The organism is Mesorhizobium sp. WSM4836 (assembly GCF_055811815.1).
Map to the genome: position 1 here is coordinate 26,629 of NZ_JBVVQF010000030.1, position 17,561 is coordinate 44,189.

Here is a 17,561-nt window from a genome sequence, read left to right on the forward strand (position 1 = left end):
GCACGGCCAAGGTGCGGGATCCGTCTCGGCCGTATTCAACAGCACGACCTTGTACCCTCCTTGTCGAGCATTTCGAGAGTGCGCGGGTAATAGGCGCTGGCGAACACGACGTCGCTGACCCGCAGCACGTTCGCTGCTTGATCGCTGCGACATCACAATTTGCGTTAAACAACGAAATCAGCGTAATAGCCTCAAGTAGAAACATCGTCACCTCTTTGCTTCCGTGAGAGATCATGTCCCAACGCGTGGAGTTGGCCCATAAAAACCAGACAGGATCAGATTTCTGTTTGACGGTTTGAGAACTCGCTCGTTTACCGATATCCCGAAGCTTTATGCGTGTGAAGCGTGTTGTACACCAGGGCGACGGAACACCCACGGGACCGAGGTTCGTGAGCTTTTATATCCGTGGCATCCCTGGTCTGGGCGGCTTATCCATATCCATGGATTGGTGGACAAGGGGTCTGCTGTGTCCCGCTGGAGCTTTTCGGGTTTAACGTTATGCTGGTTGCTCGAAGTCCCGGTGTGGATGTTTGACCGAACACTGAGTCGCGGTGGTTGGCCTTACCAATTGCGATGCCCATTTTTGCTTGCTTGCCTCCCTGCTCATCCCAGACCAACCGCCCCGCCGCACAAATTCGAATCCATCGACGCCAGGCAATGGCAGCGTGGGAAGCCGTGAGTGCACGGCCTGCCTGAAAAGCGCACGCTGGGCCTCACGTGGCCATATTCAAAGAACGTGACAACGCCGTTAAAGCTTATCGACCTCGACTTGAGCGTTCTCTGCTTCTCGGGGAAGACGCTAAATCCGCTCGTGCGTTACTGCCGGCTAGCAAAGGCTGCGGGGCGGCGGTGGAGTCGAGGGGCGGCGGCCGTTCCGCTTCACTCAAAGGTGCCGCCGGCGCCTGGATGGTTTCCGCGACGCCCTCCCCGCAATTGGGATGATCATCGTGCATGCACTGTGCTGTTGGGGACATGCTGGTGGCGGTGCCGGAAGAACCGGAGACATGTGATATCTCGGCAGCTGGCAGCGCGGCTTCTCTGTTGCTGCACAGGAGATCGTAGAGTATGTCCACGCAAATGCGCGCGTCCTTCTTGTCTTTTTGAAAGGGAGGGACCAGGGGCAATCTGATATCGGCCTTTTGGTACAACGGACTGCACTTTTCGTACAGCTGGTCAACCTTCTCCTCGCGGTTTTCGCCTTGCAGCAGCGGCTGGCTGTCGTCTTTCGTGAGGCGCTTCTTGAGCTCTTTCAGGTCGGTGTCGAGCCAGATCGAGCGCGCCTTAGTAAGGATCAGAGCTCGATTCGACTCCTCGGCAAAGCAGCCACTGCCGGTTGCGATGACGACGGGCCCTCTCTCCAGGCACTTGGCGAGCTCCTCGGCCTCCAGGTCCCTGAAGTGCCCCTCGCCGTGCTCGGCGAACATCTCTATCAAATCGCCGTGCGCGGCGGCGATACGCTTATCGATGTCGAGAAAGTCCAACCCCAACTCCTTGGCAAGCTGGGCGCCGATGCTCCCCTTGCCGCTCGCCGGCATGCCGACGAACACTACCGGCTGCGTGCCGAGGGCCGCGCGGATCTCGCCGGCTTTCGGCGATCGAGCGACCCTATCCTGTTGTCTTGCGACGCCGCGCGGCCTGGAGGTCCCTGCCACCCTCGACCTGCTGTCTCCTGACGAGCCCCACTGTAATATCTCAAAGGCACCACGGGGAATGGGGACCGGCTTGCATTCGCTCTGCGCGCGCTGGGCGAGCTCGGCCCGGTAACTGGCCGGCGTATGGAACTCGACCTCGAAGCGATAGTTCTGCGCGGTTCTGAACGCCGTGTGAACGCCGCGTAACCGCCGCGTGTCCATCTTGGTGAACCAGTTGGTGGTCTCGACCTCGCTGCAGTCCCGCTCCTCGAAGGCCAGTGCCGCTTTCCTGAAGGCGCGTGTAAAAGCCTCGTCTGGGATCTCGAAGACATGGCGCACGGCATTGGTGACCAGTTGGGCCTCTGGCGCCGCGCTCACGCTCTGGCCGGTCAACTCGTCGGCTATCCAGCCCTGCCCGCGCGACCGTTGGTCAAGATGCTGCACCTTCACCTCAATGCCGTCCTGCCGCAAAAGCTCGGCAACCGCATGCACAGTTTCGGTAATCGCGCTTTCTTGCGCTTCGGCGGGGGCGGCTTCGAGCCTGGCGCGCTCCAGGGCCTGTTCGCTGCTCAGCGTTATCCTGCTGGCGGGGTCGTCGTCGGCCGAGATTGCTATGGCGCTGGGCAGAATGCGGGTTTCGACGGCGAGTCTGATCGAGGCCTCCATGACCGAGGCCGCCAGAGTGGGGTTGTCCTCCAGATGCGCCAGGCTGCGATCGACGTCGAACCGGCCCTGGTGGAGCTTTGCCGCCTGCGCCTTGACATAGGGCGCCGACTTGAAGCCCGGCCTCCCCTCCAAGAGCCGCTGCAATTCGGCGGTTTTCTGTTTGAACACCAGCGCACCGGTATCGGACTTGTAGGCGTCCGTGCCGACCTTGATGCCGACGCTCAACAGATTGATGGCGCTTTCATGCAGATCGTCCGGTTTGTAGCCGTCGGGCCGCGGATAAATGCGCGGCTGGTAGCGGTTGAGCAGGAAGTCGATGCGCTTCCTGGCGTCAGCGGTTGCCGGATAGGATTCTCTGAGTTTCGGGAAGAGCGCGCCGGCGTCGGCGCTGACGGCAGGCTTCGCGCCGGTTGAGGCCACGGATCGCGCTAACTGCTGCTTGACGTCCGACTGCTCATGAGCCTGCTCGCTATTGAGCTGCAGGTTCCAGTCCTGGAGCTCGGCCACTAGCAACGCGGCCAGTTCGCGGGCCACCGGATGCTTGGCGTCCTTGCTGTCTTCCCCCGCCCTGGCGATGAGCTCATGGAGGGCCTGGCCATCCGGCCGATCTTCCTGCAACAGTGCGCGAATGTCGGCCTTGAGCTCTTGATGAATGCCCTCGTAGGTGCCGAAGATGGCACGCTCGGCAAACCAGCGTTGCGCCTCCAGCGGCTGCGCCAGCATGTTGCGCTGCAGGCAGCTGTAGGTCTCCAGCACCGGCCCGGTGGCCGACAGGATCTGCTTGGACCGGCTGAACTGGTAGCCGCCTTTCTCAATGGCCGGCGTGTGCGACTTCGGCGGCTTCATCGAGGTGATGCCGCGCGCCTGCAGCTGCGCGTCGAACTGGCGCACATGCTCGTAAAGGCGAGGCCGGTCGCCGATGATGACGACGGCGTCGCCGTCAAAATCGCCGTCGAGCATTTTTTGTTCGGCGCTCGGAACTGCAACCAAAGAGCCGGGCGCGAACACCTCCGTCGCCTGCAGGATGCCGACGCACTCGAGCGCGGTGTCGGCCGTGACCCGGTCCTTTTCCTCCAGCCAGCGCGAATGGCACTTTACGTCCTCGGCAGACATCACCACCCCGCGCTCGGCGAAGTCCGCCGGCCACATTTCGTCGGGCACAACGATCAAGATGCCTTTGGCAAAGAAGGTCGGATCGTCGGCGGCAAGCCCAGCCCCCGACCTGTGCGCGACGTTGAAGCTGTATTGGAAGGCCACGCACCGATCCAGGAACGCCGCGGTTCGATCGCCATCGCGCGCCGACCTGACCCGGTCGGCGGCGAACGGGCGCAGGTCGGGCTTGTCATAGGGGGAGCGTCCGACAAGCACGCCAGCGTCACGGGTCAAGGTCTTGCTCTTGCCCGTCGGCACATGCAGGCATTCGTCGCTGGACGGCACGGCGATAGCGCCCGAACCTTCGATATGCCCGCCCGTGACCGTCCGGAACAGCTGCTCGGCGGTGAGGCTTTGATGGGTTTCGAGCCAAGCCAGAGCCTTCTCGCGGGTCTCCTGTGCCACCTCGACGCTGCGCGGATAATGTTGCAGCGCCGAGGGCGGTACCGCCGATTGCCTTTTATCGGCAAAGGCGGGCATCCGCTCGGGAGCGTCGTGGCGAGCCCGGGCAATGGACGGCATGCGCTCGGCCAGTGAGGCCCTGATGAAGCCGCAGCCGTCATGCGGCCGCAAGGCGATCTCGCCGTCTCGCCCCTCGAACCGGAAGGGATGCACTGCGCCTGCGGGGCGGTCGGGCAGAAGGGACAGCTTGAAGCACCCTTCCAGCGCATAATCATGCGGGCCAATGTCGGGGATGCCCGGCGGCGCAGCAAATCCGCGGCGCTGGGTATAGTAATAGGCTTCCTTGAACGGCGCCCAGTCCCGCGACAGCTGCTCAAAGGCCGTACCCGGAGCCGTCTCGGCATAGGGGATCGCCAAAAGTTTAGCGCTTGGGGCCTCTTCGGCCGCCAAGGGCAGCTGAGAGGCAAGCTGGTTCAGGCTCTTTTTCGGCGGCTTCAGTTTGCTGCCGCCGAACAGGTCCATGCGGTAGGGCACGCCCTCCACGGTGAACGTGCGTGTCAGCATGGCGGCAGTCGGAGTTCCCTTTAGCTGCACCGCCACCACCTTCACCGCGCCCGAGGTCAAGCGGTGGAAAATGGAATAACGCAGCTCGGCTTCGCTGGTCAGCGGCCGGCCTTGGATGTCGACCACCGGCAGCCGCATCAGTCCGGCATCGCCTTGCGGCGGTCTCGGCTCGTGGTCCATGGCCTGAAGGACCCGATGGACATCGAAGCTGGCGGCTGTATGCTGGGCCTGGATCATCGATGCGTTCTGCGCCATGAAGGTGTCGAGCGCTTCGAACGGCTCCTTCGCCTCGATCTCGGCGATCACGCTCCAGCTCCTGTAGGAAAGGTCGGCGTAGATGAGGGCGCGGGCACTGTCCAGGATCTGCCTGGTCTTGCCGTGCAGCTCTTGCTGCCTGGCCTGCAAGGCGAGCTTGTCGCCGTCGACATAGGGCAGCCGGTAGTGCCTCTCCAGCACCGCCCGGGTCTTGAGCACCTGATAGATCGAAAGCGCCGAGCAGCGGCTTGCATTGGCGCCGCTGGTGCGCTCGGCCTGGCCTAGTTTGAGATGGGCATCGATCTTATGTTCCACCACCGGCTGGATGGCGTTGAGCAGGTTCAGCGCCGACGTGCGGTGCCAGCGCAACACCGGCTTCGGGCTGCGAGCTAGTGGCAGCAGGGAGGCGCAAAGATTCCCCATCGTCTCCAGGTTGTTGTCGAGCTTAAACTCGGGAGCGGCACGTAACACCTCGAGCCTGTCCAGCCCCGGCCGTGCCAGCGCACCGAGATCGTCCAACAACTGCGCATTGCCCAACGCCTTGAATATACTCGCGATGGCATGGACATCGGCCTGCGGCAGCCGATCCTCGGCTGCTTGGAGGTAGTGCGCCAGCAGCTTCAGCCGGTCCTTCAGGAAGGCGGGTTCGGCGACCTCGCCGACGGTCTCTCCCTCCTCGATACACCGCGACAGACCGTTGGCGATCCTGACTAGCGCAGGCGTGCTGAAAGTACTGAAGCGACGGCCCTTGGAACCGAGCTCGCCGGCGATGGCAACGATCGCCTTGCGTGCTTTTTCTTCTTCCGGCCACTTGCCGAAACCGTTCACCAGATTGGCCAATTCTTGATTCGAGAATCCGTCGAGATTGCCGGCGCGGGCAACCACCGCGCCGGCGATGGCAACCGTCGCTTCACGCGTCTTCTGCTGGTCCGGCCATCTCCTGAAGCGGTTCACCCAATCGGCCAACTCCGAATCCGAATATCCGTCGAGATTGCCGTCGCGGGCAGCCACCGCGCCGGCGATGGAAAGCGTCGCTTCGCGCGCCTTCTGCTGGTCCGACATTGCGTCGGAGATGCGGTGCGGGCCTCCTTCGCTATCAGGACGCCCTGCTTGTCCGACCAACTCTCCGGTGCTGCCCATTCCCTCTCCGATCCAGCAAAACGCATCGCCTAAAGCCTGTCAACAACAGGCATCATTGGTTTGAGTGCGGTCACGCGACCCGGCAACGGCATGCTTGAAAGCCGCAGCATTCACGCAGCGGCAACTGCCTCGACAACGCCGCAATGAAAAACTTCTTCGCCACTCGATCGCTCCGACAGCATCGCAAGTCCGAAAGAGGGGGAGGACTATAGCCGCTATCACAAACCAACGACCTCATCAGCCTGAAGCTCAAAGGGCTGAGCCCTGTACAAACGCCCATAAATTACTATGAACCCCACCCGCTTTACGGGGCGAATCTACGGTGTTTTCATTGCGGTACAGATTGAGCGATATCGATCAGGAAGCGTTCGAAATCCAGTTCAAAAGAGCTTGCTTCGGTTTGGCGCCGACCGAGAAATCGGCCACTTCGCCGTCCTTGAAGATCGCGAGCGTCGGAATGGAGCGCACGCCCAATTGGGCGGCGAGTTCCGGGTTTTCATCGATGTTGAGCTTGGCGACCTTGATCTTGCTTTCCATCTCGACGGAGATTTCCTCGAGGCTCGGAGCAATGATCTTGCAGGGATCGCACCATTCCGCCCAGAAATCGACGACGACGGGTGCTGCGGATTCCAGAACTTCCGACTGGAAGTTATTGATATCGACTTTCACGGTAGCCATGGCTGCTCCTTTGACCGAAGAAGATGTGTGCGGGTGCGCAGAATTTTCAATTATCAACCCAGCTCTTTGGGGCATAGGGAGCGTTGCCCTGCGACCTGAAGCCTACTTCCTGGCCCACATCCCCGACCTTCCTCCTCCCTGCGACGCAGGAGGCGCATCAGCAGATCCGCGATTAGCAAATTCACCGTGACCGCACCGGTGAATTGCGACGGCGAGTGGAGGCACTCTTTTGCGATCGACCTCATCCCTACGGTCCAGAGCCGCGAAGTTGACAGATGCGACGCCGCGTTCAAGCATGTTCGGCAGTTGACGCCTGGGCACGCACCCTTCGCGATCTGCGAAAGGATGTCCCTAGGGACGTGAGTAAGTTCATGCGGCAGCTGATTTATGTCCGCCAAGTCAACCATTGATCATATTCCTATCGCCTTCACCGCATCCACAGCTAGCATCTGCGAACGCCCTGTTGAAGCGATACGTGGTTACGCTTGTAAGGTGTTTTTCCCGGCATTTGATGGGTTAAATTGATTTTGAATGTATCAAGCTGTCGTTCGCAGTTGACCGCAGAAAAATTAGATCGTGTTCCAGGGAGGGTTTTGTCGCAAACTTTTTAAAAGGCCGCAGAAGCGGCCATCGCTGGACACAGTTATGCAGCGAGTGCGGCGAATTGCTGAAATGCCGATTGGCCACTGGTTGAAAATTGGCGCTTGCGGATCATGTGAGCCACCTCGATACCATCCAGTGTTGCTGACGCAGACTGAAAGGATTTGAAGCCCTTCATGGGGCGGGTCAGCTTCTTGATAAACCGGTGGTCCTGCTCAATCGTGTTGTTGAGGTATTTGACCTGCAGGATCTCGATCAGCCAGAACCATCCATAAAACAACAGCAGCAGCCAGTTGATGTTTTGCAATCCTGCCATGTCGATGACGACCTTTTCGGGCCAGCCATTGTTCTTAATCGTGCGGGCGAAGAAAGCGCTGGCCGCGGCCTCATCGCGGTGCTCAGACAGCATGAAATCAAGGGTTTTGCCGAATTTGTCGACAGCCCGATAGAAATAGGTCCACTTGCCTTTGGTGAGATCAAGGCGTTGCGCAGCACCAATCAGAAGTTCCGAGCACTTATTGGGAGCGATCAGACAATTCGGGCTGAATGGAGAAAGCTTGAGGAGGAAACACGAGACTCTCGTGTCACGATTGCCAAGTTCGACGTGAGTAATTCAGCTGGCACTAGAACTGCAACTGACATCATCACCTATTATGGCGTGACCGATCCGGGCTCGCAGGACGATATCAAATGGCGAGCCGCGGCGCGCGACATCAGGGCCAATCCCGACATGGTTGCCCCTACCGCCATCGAGCGCAATGACGTGACCGATCGGGACATGCAGGACGATATCAAATACCAAGCCGCGGAGCGCGACATCAAGGCTGGCATGGTTGCCCCTACCGCCATCGAGCGCAATGACGTGACCGATCGGGACACGCAGGACTTTATGAAAGAGAAAGCCGCGAAGCGCGACATCAAGGCCGGCATGGTTGCCCCTACCGCCATCGAGCGCAATGACGTGACCGATCGGGACGTGCAGAACTGGATCGGGAAGTTTGCCGAGGAGTTCCAGAACAACGCGAGGTTGCTAGATGAACGTTCTCGTCAGGAGGGAGGACGTGGGCGGTGATCGGCTTCCAAAGCGTAGGACGACCCAGGTGGCCGTAAAACTCTACCATCCGCTGGTTCAGAAACCTGGGGCAGTTCACCGCGGTACGGACATGTCCGAACCTTTGGACCAAATGCCGGCAGCAAGAATTAAAAGAAGTGGCATCGTAAACTTAACGTGCCAAGGCAAAGGAAGTACGATAATTGCTGCAATCAGGCAGCTTGAAGGCGCTTTTCGCTGATTGTGTGCAGCCATTTCACGCGATGGTGAGCGCTCATTTCATTCGATCGTGAGCAGGTATTTCATGCGATCATGAGCCGCCGCTTCGTAAGCGGTCAGCCGACAACGTCAGGCCTAAAGTTCACGGCATGAGCATTTCAATTTCGGATGCCGGCCAGCCTTGAGCGATGCGGGTCAAGGTCTGCGAGAGCCAATGAAGCGGATCGACGCTGTTCATTTTGCAAGTTTGCAGCAAGGTGGCTACCGTCGCCCAGGTTCGTCCACCGCCGTGGCTGCCGGGATGCCGGGAATAGACTATTCTTTCGCGTGATCGTCTGGGGCCTGATTGCACGCTCAACGACGCAGCGCGGCGCGGCTTCCAGTATCCTTGCCACGAACCTCGTCCTCAACCTTCCACAATTCGGTCATGGCGATGATCGAATCCGTCGCGGCCTGCGAGACCCCGCTAATGTGCAGGTCGTAGAATTTGCGCCGCAGGTGAGCCCAGCACCCGGCGAGTCGGATTGGTTCATTGCTGCCGGCTTTGACCCGTGCCTTGACCAGCTTGGTCATAGGCCGAGTAGCCATCCACTTGCAGGATACCGCTGAGCCATGGAAAGGATCATCGCCTTCAGTGCATCAACGTCGTCGGGAAGGGCAAGACCCGGTAGAACCATGGCAAGCAACAGAGCACAAAAACAGCCGCTTTCCCAATCGTTCCAGCCGCATGATTCATCTTGCCGCAGGCCGGTTTCAGCCCGTCGATAACGGCCGCCTGACCCTGGCCGGACGGATCTTTTTCCAGTCCAGCCCGGCCAGAAGCGCCATCAACTGGGCGTGGTCGAGACGCATGCGCGCGGGCCGGCAGGGGTTGCCGTCGGAGGCGGTGCTGCGCTGTGCCCTTCTCAAACAGTACCGCCAGTTGAGCTTATATGAGGTGAGCCAATGTGGAACTGTCGTCAGGGTGACATTTTTGCTTTCCGTCGGTTGTTGCGGCATCCACGGTCTGAGTCCGAATACATGACGCGGCCTCGTTGCCCGAAGCCAGATCCAGCTTGTATACGGTCGCTGTTCGAGACAGCGGCACCAACATCCCGCCTGCGGCGGCCAAGGGCTCAGGAGGACGAGACCATTCTAGCAAGCGGCGTTTGAGGCCATACTCAACTGCGGTTCGTCCCACCTGGATCCGCCAGGACTTCTCTATTCGGCAGGGTCAAGGTCAAGTACTTTCGAGTCGTTCCGCTTCTCTGGCATTTGGTGTCTTCCGCAGGGTCTTGCTTCTCTCCGGGATCGGCCCTTTGGCCCTCCCACTATGTTGGGGTGGACGGCCCCCCGCACGGCATCGATGTGCCAGAATGAGGTCGTTACAGATCTCAAGCAAATGGAGACCGTCCGTGGAACAAATTGTTCGTATTGGCATCGACACGTCAAACACATCTTCCAGCTCCATGGTGTGAACGCAACTGAGGCGCCGGCGCTGCGCAAAAAACTGCTGCGCAAGGAGTTGGTGGCGTTCTTCGATAAGCTGCCGCCGAAAGTGGTTGCGATCGAAGCGTGCGGGGGGCTCGCACCACTGGGCACGCCTGCTGCAGTCGTCTGGGCATGAGGTGAAGCTGATCCCTCCTCAATATGTCAAACCGTACGTCAAGCGCGGCAAGAACGACGCGGTGGACGCAGAAGCGCTGTGTGAGGCGATGAGCCGGCCGACGATGCGGTTTGTGCCGGTCAAGACCGCTGAACAATAGGCGGCATGCTGATCGGCCTGCGCGACCGGTTGATCAATCGCACACAGCTGGCCAATGCGATCCGCGGCTATGCCGCTGAATTCGGGCTCACTGCTGCCAGGGGATGTGCAAGATCGAGCCGTTGCTCGAGCGCATCGCGGCAGATGAGACGCTTCCGGATTTAGCGCGGGAACTGTTCGCGCTCCACGCAAAGGAATATGCGCAGTTGCAAGAACAACTGAAGACGGTTGAGGCGAAATTGATGGCTTGGCATCGGGCCGAGGAGTGCAGCCGGCGGCTGGCGCAAATCCCCGGTGTCGGGCCGATCGGTGCGTCACTGCTGGTGATGAAGACGCCGGCGCTTGGGACCTTTCGATCGGCCCGACACTTTGCCGCCTGGCTCCTAACGCCGAAGGATCTTGTTCGCTAGCGCCACGGCGGCGAGTTTTGGCGGCTTGCGCTTGAGCAGGTCGACAAGCCAGGGCGAGGCGGCAACGCCTATGCCGCCAGCCGTCGGTCACGCTTGCCTGCGCCGCCCGATAAGTTTCGGTCGCCAGCAGCGTTTCAGACATCCCGATCTCCTTGCTCCGAGCCCCAAGAATCGCAAAGCATTGGATAACAAGGACATTGCTGTCTTTGGTTGTACGATTTCGAACAGCTCTTGTTCCGACCCCAGAGTACGAAGCGCAGCAGGTGAGGCAACCGCTTCGCGGCGCGCAGTTTTTGTCCTCAGTGTCTCTCCCAGTCTGTCAACGATCCTTGGTGTCGAAAAGCCCTTAAAATGCCTACTTCCAATTCGCATCTTACTGGTCCTCATGTGTGGAGCGGCCATTCAGAGGTGGGCTCGGTTTGCAAGCAGGCGGGCCGGAAACTTCCGGCCGCCGCCGCAATCCGGCTCAGCCTTATGGAGCAGCATTTCCCTCTCGTTGCTGGGCGTGGCCCGATCGATCTTGGAACGTGTGACCGACCGCTTCACCAACAGTTGGTTCGGTGCCTGGCTGCCCGCCACGCCTTCCAACTATAGCGATGAACAGGACGGTGATGGGGCTGTTGCCTTATGCCATGTTGTGCCGGCCGATTCCCTTCGCAAGCATCAACGACTTGAATCGCCGAAGGCTGAACGATTCAACCAATGAATTGGACGCAGCGCTGGTTGTCCATGACAATCGGGCATGATCGAAGCGAAACTTCAATTCCTGCTTCGGCGGCGCGATTCAACCTGCGACGGCGCTCGGTTCACCGTGCTCGCAATAGAGCTGTCGCTCCACGACGATGTGGTGCTCGATCGCGCGTGGGCGCGCATCAACGTGCCTGCCCAGCAGCCCATCGCCGGCGAGGCGCTTGAGGCATGGCTGGCGCGAAAGATCCGACACGGAGTTGCGCCCGCAAGTGTTGACGATCAGACCGCCCGCCGTGCCAACAATGCGAGCCGTTAAGGCTCGAGCGGCCCTCAGCGGGTCCTTTTCCCGGCAGGGACCGGTTTGACACGGTTCGCATGTTTCCGCCCTCGGGATGAGCGATTTCAAATTCATTCGTCTTACGTACCAGATTGCTCAGCTTGCGAAAGCCGAAGGTGCGGGGATCGAAATCGGAGGCCAGGTTGGCCAGTTGGGTGCCGACGGCCCCGAGTGGCATCCAGCCATCCTCACTCTCCATCTAGGCGATGATTTTCTTTATGATCGGCGTGTGGCGTTGGATGATTTCAGGGGCTTGGCGGCCGATGTGGTGTCCTGACTGTCGGGTGGTGCCGTCACCGTCAGGTTCTCCGTGTAGATGAAACGGACAGGCTTGCCGAAAGCCCGGGGTCTTTTGTTCACCGAACCCAAATACGTCGACACCCCGCTCGCGAATTCGAGCGGCAAGGCGCCGGGCATGGGTGATGCCGGTCTTGGTCATGCGCCGCGCCAGACGGTCTCGCCACTCGACTGCTCGCCAAGGACCAGGCCGAAATAGGCCTTGACCTGACGTGGACTGGAGAAGCGCGTGAAGTCGCCGACCTCCGCGACCAGCACACGGCATTTATCAGCGCGATACCGCGCATTGCCTGGAAGGCATTCAACCGGGCACGGGTTCCATGCCGGGAGCAGCACCTCAATATTCCCGGAAGTTCCGGCCCGCGCTGATCCAAAAGACGGGGAGCACCTCAGGACGGTCAGGACGGTCAGGACGGGAACATGACGAAATTACAAAGCCGGACAAAACGAGGAGCAAAAAATTTAATGCGAATTTTCGACGTTGATTAACGTGGCTCATCCGAGTTTCCGCACCGTTCTCGCATGAACTATTGGCCGATGCCGCGCTCCTGCAAGGCGATGATCCGATCAAGTAGCTCGCGCTGGGGGTTCAGGGCGCGGTCTTCTTGCGGCTCCGGCATGGGCTTGGCCCGAGGGGCTTTAGCGCCCTCAAGGCCATGATCTTCGCCATCTTCCTCCAGCCATTGTTTGTCTATAGCCTCATGTACCACCCTATGTGGGGACTCCTCCTCCAAGGCTGCTTCGTCTGCCTTGTGCTCGAGCCGATGCTCTTCCGAATAGTGGTCGGCAACGTCTTAGTATTTCTCGTCCTGACCAACGTCGACGTCATCCGTAGCGAAATGGTTCGCTTTGCCCACTCCGAAAGCATGATCGGCCGCGCCGCCAGCGTCGCCTGCCTGGTCCCGCTCGTGCGCGGGTGTTGGGGGGGACTTAGCGGGCGTTCCGCAGTGTCCGATCGGCTCCGGCAAAGGGCCGGTCTGGCTCTCGAAGATGCGGCTCAGGGTGCGGTCTGAGTAATATTTCACTTTACGAATGAGCAGCGGCGGCCGGCCCTTTATGAGAACGATCTCGCTGTTCTCATCGATAAGGCGGACCTGTTCCGGTCGTAGCAGGTTGGCTCCCTGTTCCGAGAGCTGGATGTTGGCGTCGAACATACGGCTCTGGCTGAAGGACTTCGACTTGGCCCGGAAGGTATAGTCGCCGATTGACTTTGAAATGTAGGTCGGCGTCTCGTCGTCGGTCGTTGCCATGAAGACCTGCACGCCGGTGTTGCTGAGGAAATTTTCCTTGCCCGACTGTCCATAGGCACCCGTCAAGGCCGACAGGCTCTGGATGATGAACATGAACCGGCCCTTGTAGCCGGCAATGGTGGTGACGGCCGTCTCGACTGTCTCCAGTTTGCCGAGATGCTTGAACTCGTCAAGCAGAAATAGGACCTCGAATATCTCAGCCTTGGTTGGCATGGTCCGCTGCATTACCGACACGACCTGTTGGAAGAACAGGCGAACTAGCGGCGCTATCACCTCAAGGTCATCCGGATTTATGCAAAGATAGATCGTCGTCGGGTCGCGGCGCAGATCATAAATAGAGAAGTCGGATGTCGTGGTCGCTGCCTTGATCAGCGGGTCCGCCCAAAGGTTGAGGCCGCCGTCGCTCAGCACAGAAGTGTACGATGTAAGAATCTTAGTGTCGTTACCGGCCATGTTGTCGAAGATGCGCCGCGCCTCTGGGCTCTGGCACTCCTCTGCCAGTTGAGCGAAAAGCTTGTACTTTTCTCCCGGCAGCGTGAACAGGTCATAAACCGCGCCGATCGAAGGGGTGCCGCGCTCGATGCAAGCCAGAATGCCGGCGACGAAAAGATCGCGTGCGCCGTCGATAAAGCCTTCCGACCCCTTGCCCTTGGGCGCGATCAGGTTGTGAGCAAGACGCCGTGCTTCGCTGAATTGCCGCTCCCGCGGCATCGAGACGATGTCGAGGACTGGATTGTAGCTGTGTGTGCGGCCGGCCCGGTCCATCGGGGCGAGCTTGAAGATTCGGTCGCCACGGGCTTGTCGCGCGCGAGAGGTTAGTTCGAACAACTCTCCCTTGACGTCGAGCGCCAGCACCGAGCCGTTAAAGGTCAGCAGTGTGGGAATAACAACACCGACGCCCTTCCCGGCGCGAGTCGGCGCCACCACCAGGCTATGTGGTTGATCACCATTGCTTAGATATTGCCCGGGCAAGCACGGACCTATTGTCTTTCCAAAGATCGGTCCAGAAATCCTTTGGTAGGGCATGATATAACCGGCCTTTTTCATCTCGCCGAAGCGGGCCCAGCGGGCTGTGCCATGGTGCTGTGGCTTGAACACGATGATAGCCAGAATGAACAAAGTGACGGCGACGGTGAGGCCGGTGATCATTAGTCCATGATAGAAGACTGGCCTCACATCGCCGTTGTAGAAGGGCGTTTCGTACCAGAAAGCAAGGATGTCGAAGCCCTGGATAGCTTGCGACGTGACGCCATGTTGGAAGTTGGCATAGGCGCTCGCTAGGAACAGTCCCGCGACCAGCGAGAACGCCCCGCCGAGCAGAACGGTATCCCTCTTCTGGCGTGAGTCCACGGCTCGATTATCCCCGTCCGGTACAGGCTACAGCCCCGCGCGTCGAGGCCCGCTCTCTTGGCTGCGTCATCACGGCGTTTCGTTGCTTCAAACTAGCCATTTGCCTGTCTTAACCGCGGCTGCCTGGGCTCGCGCTGCAGCCATCCTAATTCTAGTGAGGTTGTCGCTGGAACTCTCACTCGATGACGCATTTACGTCTCTAGCATTTCGTCGGTTGTCGTTGTCCACGAATGTCTTATCGTTGCCAAATTTACCTTGTCGGCTGGGAGGTTGCGTTTGTTGAGATCTTCTTGACCCGCGTCGGGGCCACTCGAGTTCTTATCGGTGTTATGCATGTATTTTGAATGGTCAACCTATTTTGTGTTACGTCTGAAAAATCAGGAATGCCGTTTTAAAGCGCCAAGGCGGCTGAACCGCACCTTCTGTTGTTGCAGCCATGAAGACAGATAACCACCGTTGTTTCCTTTCCCCATCCCGACACACTCGATCCCCTGTCATCGGTTCTGCGCGAGGGCGCCCGGCGGCCTTCTGGCGCAGGCCGTTGAGGCGGAAGCCGATGCATTCCTGGCCGCCATGGCTGACGAGCGCCTGGCCGATGGGCGGGCCCGCTTGGTACGCCACGGGCATGGTCCTGAGAGAACGATCAAGACGGGGATCTGCCCGGTTGCGGCGAGCCGTGTCAAGCTGCGCGACCGGGCCGCGGAGCCGGCGACGACCGCATCACCTTCACTTCGGCGATCCTGCCGAAATGGGCGCGGCGGACGAAGAGCCTCGACGCGCTGCTGCCGGTCCTTTACTTGCGTGGCATCTCGACCGGCGATTTCCAGGAGGCGCTTGCCGCGCTTCTCGGCAAGGACGCACCGAACCTGTCGTCGTCGGTGATCGGGACGGCTGAAGGAGGAGTGGCAGGCCGGCTATAATCGCGGGCAGCGCGGACCTTTCGGCCCGCTATTATGTCGACATCTAGGCCGACGGGGTCTATCTTCACGCGCGCATGGAGGATGATGCCGCCTGCTTGCTGGTTGTCATCGGCGCGACGCCGGAAGGCAGGAAGGAACTGGTCGGCTTCTCGCGATCTCGTGCGCCGCTAAAGTGATTGAAGCGCTGGGCGACGCGGACGGGGTGCTGGTGGTCGATGAGACCGGCTTTGTGAAGAAGGGGGATCAGTCGGTCGGGGTTGCGCGGCAGTAATCGAGCACAGCGGGGCGGATCGAGAACTGCCAGATCGGCGTGTTTCTGGCCTATGCCAGCCGCTTTGGGCAGGCGCTGATCGATCGGCGGCTGTATCTGCCGCAAGCTTGGGCCACGGACTGCGCGGCGCGTCAGGGCGCAGGTGCCCGAGGAGATAGCCTTTGCCACCAAGATCGAGATCGCGCGGGAATTGATCGCCGCAGCGCTCGATGCCGGCGCGCCTTGCCGATGGGTGCTGGCGGACGCGCTCTACGGCGGCGATTATCGTCTGCGTTTGGCGAGTGACCCACGGCGCGACATTCGTCCCGAAAAAGACAGGAGAAGAAGGCGTCATACTATGCCATATCTCAAATGTAGCCTATTAAAACGCAATCTCACCGGTAACATGTTGACGTCGTGGGAAACCGGATATATGTTTAGCTCTCCTATACAGTTCTTTACAATCACCTCGCGGAGTTACGATACTCACTCTTATAACGAAGATTGGTATCACGATGTACCACGCTAAGCTTCTTTGTAGTATATTGTTCTAACTCGCGCTTGGCGCAGGCGCGCTAAGTCCGATCCGAATGGCGGGCACAACGCCGAATCCTCCCCTCGGGAGCCGCGACTCGGGACCGAGTCATAGCAGAAAAAACTGGCCCAAAAGGACCAATGACAAGTTCGACCTCACAAGCAATGGGCCTCAAACGAACATCCCTTGGATAATACAGGAAATTCAGAGGCAAGGCGTGAATGAGACGCTATACAATCAGCCCACCAACCGCCTGACTGGAAGAGACGCCATCGCTGCAGCCATGGCGCGGCACGACGCCAAAACCAAAGACGCCCCCAAAACCTTCGATGCGAAATCAGTCACCGGACATGCAGACAAAAGCGGCTTTGAACAGGGGGTACAATGAGGAGCGTACACGCCGACACCTTCGTGTTTAGCTTCTGAATCCTCTACAATGATGGTCGAGTAGCTCAGCCTCAGCCATTGGGCTTTCGCTCATAGATCTGGCGTGCGGCTTTCCCCCACCCCGGATCTTCATCGCCACAAGGACCTTGACCGCCCCCGTCGCGTCCAATCACCAGGTCGCCTTCAGTGCTCGAAGTATGGCGGCGACCGTATCTCTGGCCGCCTTGGCGCGATTGTCGCTGGCGCCACGTCGCCGGCGTGCCGCTTCTAGTTGCAGCGCATTGTGGGCGCGAATGAACTCGCGGACAATTGAGGAATCAATATAACCTAAATGAGCATAAGCCTTGCCTCCTGGCGTTCCTTTCCGATTTTTCGAGACTTCGATGACAAAACCCTCACCGCGCTCGCCGGTATCTCAAGCTATCGCAGATGGCCTCCAAACACCGTTATCTTCCTTCGAGGTGATGGGGGAAACTATATGGCTGGCGTGATCTCTGGACGTATCAAGCTATCTCTGACCACAGCACAGGGCCGTCAGTTGGTGCTACGGCAACTCGAAGCTGGGGAACTGTTCGGCGAGATGGCCATGCTTGACGATCAGCCTCGATTTGCTGACGCCACGGCGCAGGTGGCCTCCGAAGGTTTCGTCATTGCTAGGAGGCCTTTTATGGACCTGATCACACTTTCGCCGAGGGCCGCCGGCGCGACAATCGGTTATCTCTGCGCACTATTGCGGGGCACTACCGAGCAGTTGGAAACCATCGCCCTTTATGACCTCAATTCCCGGGTCGCTCGTTTTCTTCTCGCAACGCTCAGGAGGGTCCACGGTAATGAATTGCCACCAAGCGCGAGTCTCAAACTATCGCTCACTCAGTCCGACATCGCAGAGCTTTTGGGAGCAAGTCGGCCAAAAGTCAATCGGGCAATAATAGCGTTACAGAAGGCAGGCGCCATTGGGCGCATCAATCAGATAATCGAATGCAACACGGGCCACTTGCACCGGATTGCTGAACTAAGCGAGAATTAAAAGCTG

The 17,561-nt window shown here is 59.4% G+C and carries 10 protein-coding genes and 6 pseudogenes; 9 read left to right on the forward strand and 7 right to left on the reverse strand.

Annotated elements, in window-relative coordinates; translation table 11 throughout:
- Positions 1-755: 755 nt before the first annotated feature.
- From AC0L2P_RS27835 to AC0L2P_RS27845, 3 genes and pseudogenes are all read right to left on the reverse strand, one after another.
- Entirely contained in the window at positions 756-5,810 is a 5,055-nt protein-coding gene (locus AC0L2P_RS27835) for a shikimate kinase (RefSeq protein ID WP_473505913.1), read from the reverse strand.
- A gap of 357 nt (positions 5,811-6,167) precedes the next feature.
- Positions 6,168-6,488, reverse strand: coding sequence for a thioredoxin (gene trxA, locus AC0L2P_RS27840; protein WP_473505915.1), 321 nt, complete (start codon positions 6,486-6,488; stop codon positions 6,168-6,170).
- A 643-nt stretch (positions 6,489-7,131) separates the two neighbouring features.
- A pseudogene (locus tag AC0L2P_RS27845) lies at positions 7,132-7,557 on the reverse strand (transposase); the annotation flags it as partial.
- Here AC0L2P_RS27845 and AC0L2P_RS27850 point away from each other — a divergent pair.
- The gene (locus tag AC0L2P_RS27850) at positions 7,483-8,160 is read left to right on the forward strand and encodes a hypothetical protein (RefSeq protein ID WP_473505917.1); all 678 of its coding nucleotides are present in this window, start codon (positions 7,483-7,485) and stop codon (positions 8,158-8,160) included. The pseudogene AC0L2P_RS27845 and the gene AC0L2P_RS27850 sit on opposite strands and share 75 nt — an antisense overlap.
- 314 nt (positions 8,161-8,474) lie before the next feature.
- On the opposite strand, the pseudogene AC0L2P_RS27855 reads toward AC0L2P_RS27850, so the two are convergent.
- Positions 8,475-8,962 (reverse strand): annotated as a pseudogene (locus AC0L2P_RS27855) (IS66 family transposase); the annotation flags it as partial.
- A gap of 30 nt (positions 8,963-8,992) precedes the next feature.
- Here AC0L2P_RS27855 and AC0L2P_RS27860 point away from each other — a divergent pair.
- The 4 genes and pseudogenes from AC0L2P_RS27860 (at position 8,993) to AC0L2P_RS27875 (ending at position 11,518) form a co-directional block, all read left to right on the forward strand.
- Positions 8,993-9,382, forward strand: coding sequence for a hypothetical protein (locus AC0L2P_RS27860; RefSeq protein WP_473505961.1), 390 nt, complete (start codon positions 8,993-8,995; stop codon positions 9,380-9,382).
- A gap of 370 nt (positions 9,383-9,752) precedes the next feature.
- Positions 9,753-10,500: pseudogene (locus AC0L2P_RS27865) on the forward strand (IS110 family RNA-guided transposase); the annotation flags it as partial.
- Between the two features lie 532 nt (positions 10,501-11,032).
- On the forward strand, positions 11,033-11,218 hold the full coding sequence (locus AC0L2P_RS27870) for a hypothetical protein (RefSeq protein WP_473505919.1): 186 nt from the start codon (positions 11,033-11,035) through the stop codon (positions 11,216-11,218).
- A gap of 36 nt (positions 11,219-11,254) precedes the next feature.
- Complete coding sequence (locus AC0L2P_RS27875; RefSeq protein ID WP_473505963.1) at positions 11,255-11,518, forward strand: WGR domain-containing protein; 264 nt, start codon at positions 11,255-11,257, stop codon at positions 11,516-11,518.
- A 55-nt stretch (positions 11,519-11,573) separates the two neighbouring features.
- Here AC0L2P_RS27875 and AC0L2P_RS27880 read toward each other — a convergent pair.
- The 3 genes and pseudogenes from AC0L2P_RS27880 to virD4 all read right to left on the reverse strand — a co-directional run.
- Positions 11,574-11,948, reverse strand: a pseudogene (locus AC0L2P_RS27880) (OST-HTH/LOTUS domain-containing protein); the annotation flags it as partial.
- A 26-nt stretch (positions 11,949-11,974) separates the two neighbouring features.
- The gene (locus AC0L2P_RS27885) at positions 11,975-12,172 is read right to left on the reverse strand and encodes a transposase (protein WP_473505921.1); all 198 of its coding nucleotides are present in this window, start codon (positions 12,170-12,172) and stop codon (positions 11,975-11,977) included.
- Between the two features lie 458 nt (positions 12,173-12,630).
- Positions 12,631-14,436: a type IV secretion system ATPase VirD4 gene (virD4, locus tag AC0L2P_RS27890; protein WP_473505923.1), complete on the reverse strand. Its 1,806-nt coding sequence runs from the start codon at positions 14,434-14,436 to the stop codon at positions 12,631-12,633.
- Positions 14,437-14,882: 446 nt separating this feature from the next.
- Between virD4 and AC0L2P_RS27895 the strand changes: the two are divergent.
- The 4 genes and pseudogenes from AC0L2P_RS27895 to AC0L2P_RS27910 form a co-directional block, all read left to right on the forward strand.
- A pseudogene (locus tag AC0L2P_RS27895) lies at positions 14,883-15,505 on the forward strand (transposase); the annotation flags it as partial.
- A 17-nt stretch (positions 15,506-15,522) separates the two neighbouring features.
- A pseudogene (locus AC0L2P_RS27900) lies at positions 15,523-15,904 on the forward strand (IS701 family transposase); the annotation flags it as partial.
- A 454-nt stretch (positions 15,905-16,358) separates the two neighbouring features.
- Positions 16,359-16,529 carry a hypothetical protein gene (locus AC0L2P_RS27905; RefSeq protein ID WP_473505925.1) on the forward strand — a complete coding sequence of 57 codons (171 nt, stop codon included), beginning with the start codon at positions 16,359-16,361 and terminating at the stop codon, positions 16,527-16,529.
- A gap of 330 nt (positions 16,530-16,859) precedes the next feature.
- A complete protein-coding gene (locus tag AC0L2P_RS27910; RefSeq protein WP_473505927.1) occupies positions 16,860-17,555 on the forward strand; it encodes a Crp/Fnr family transcriptional regulator in 696 nt (231 codons plus the stop codon).
- Positions 17,556-17,561: the final 6 nt, after the last annotated feature.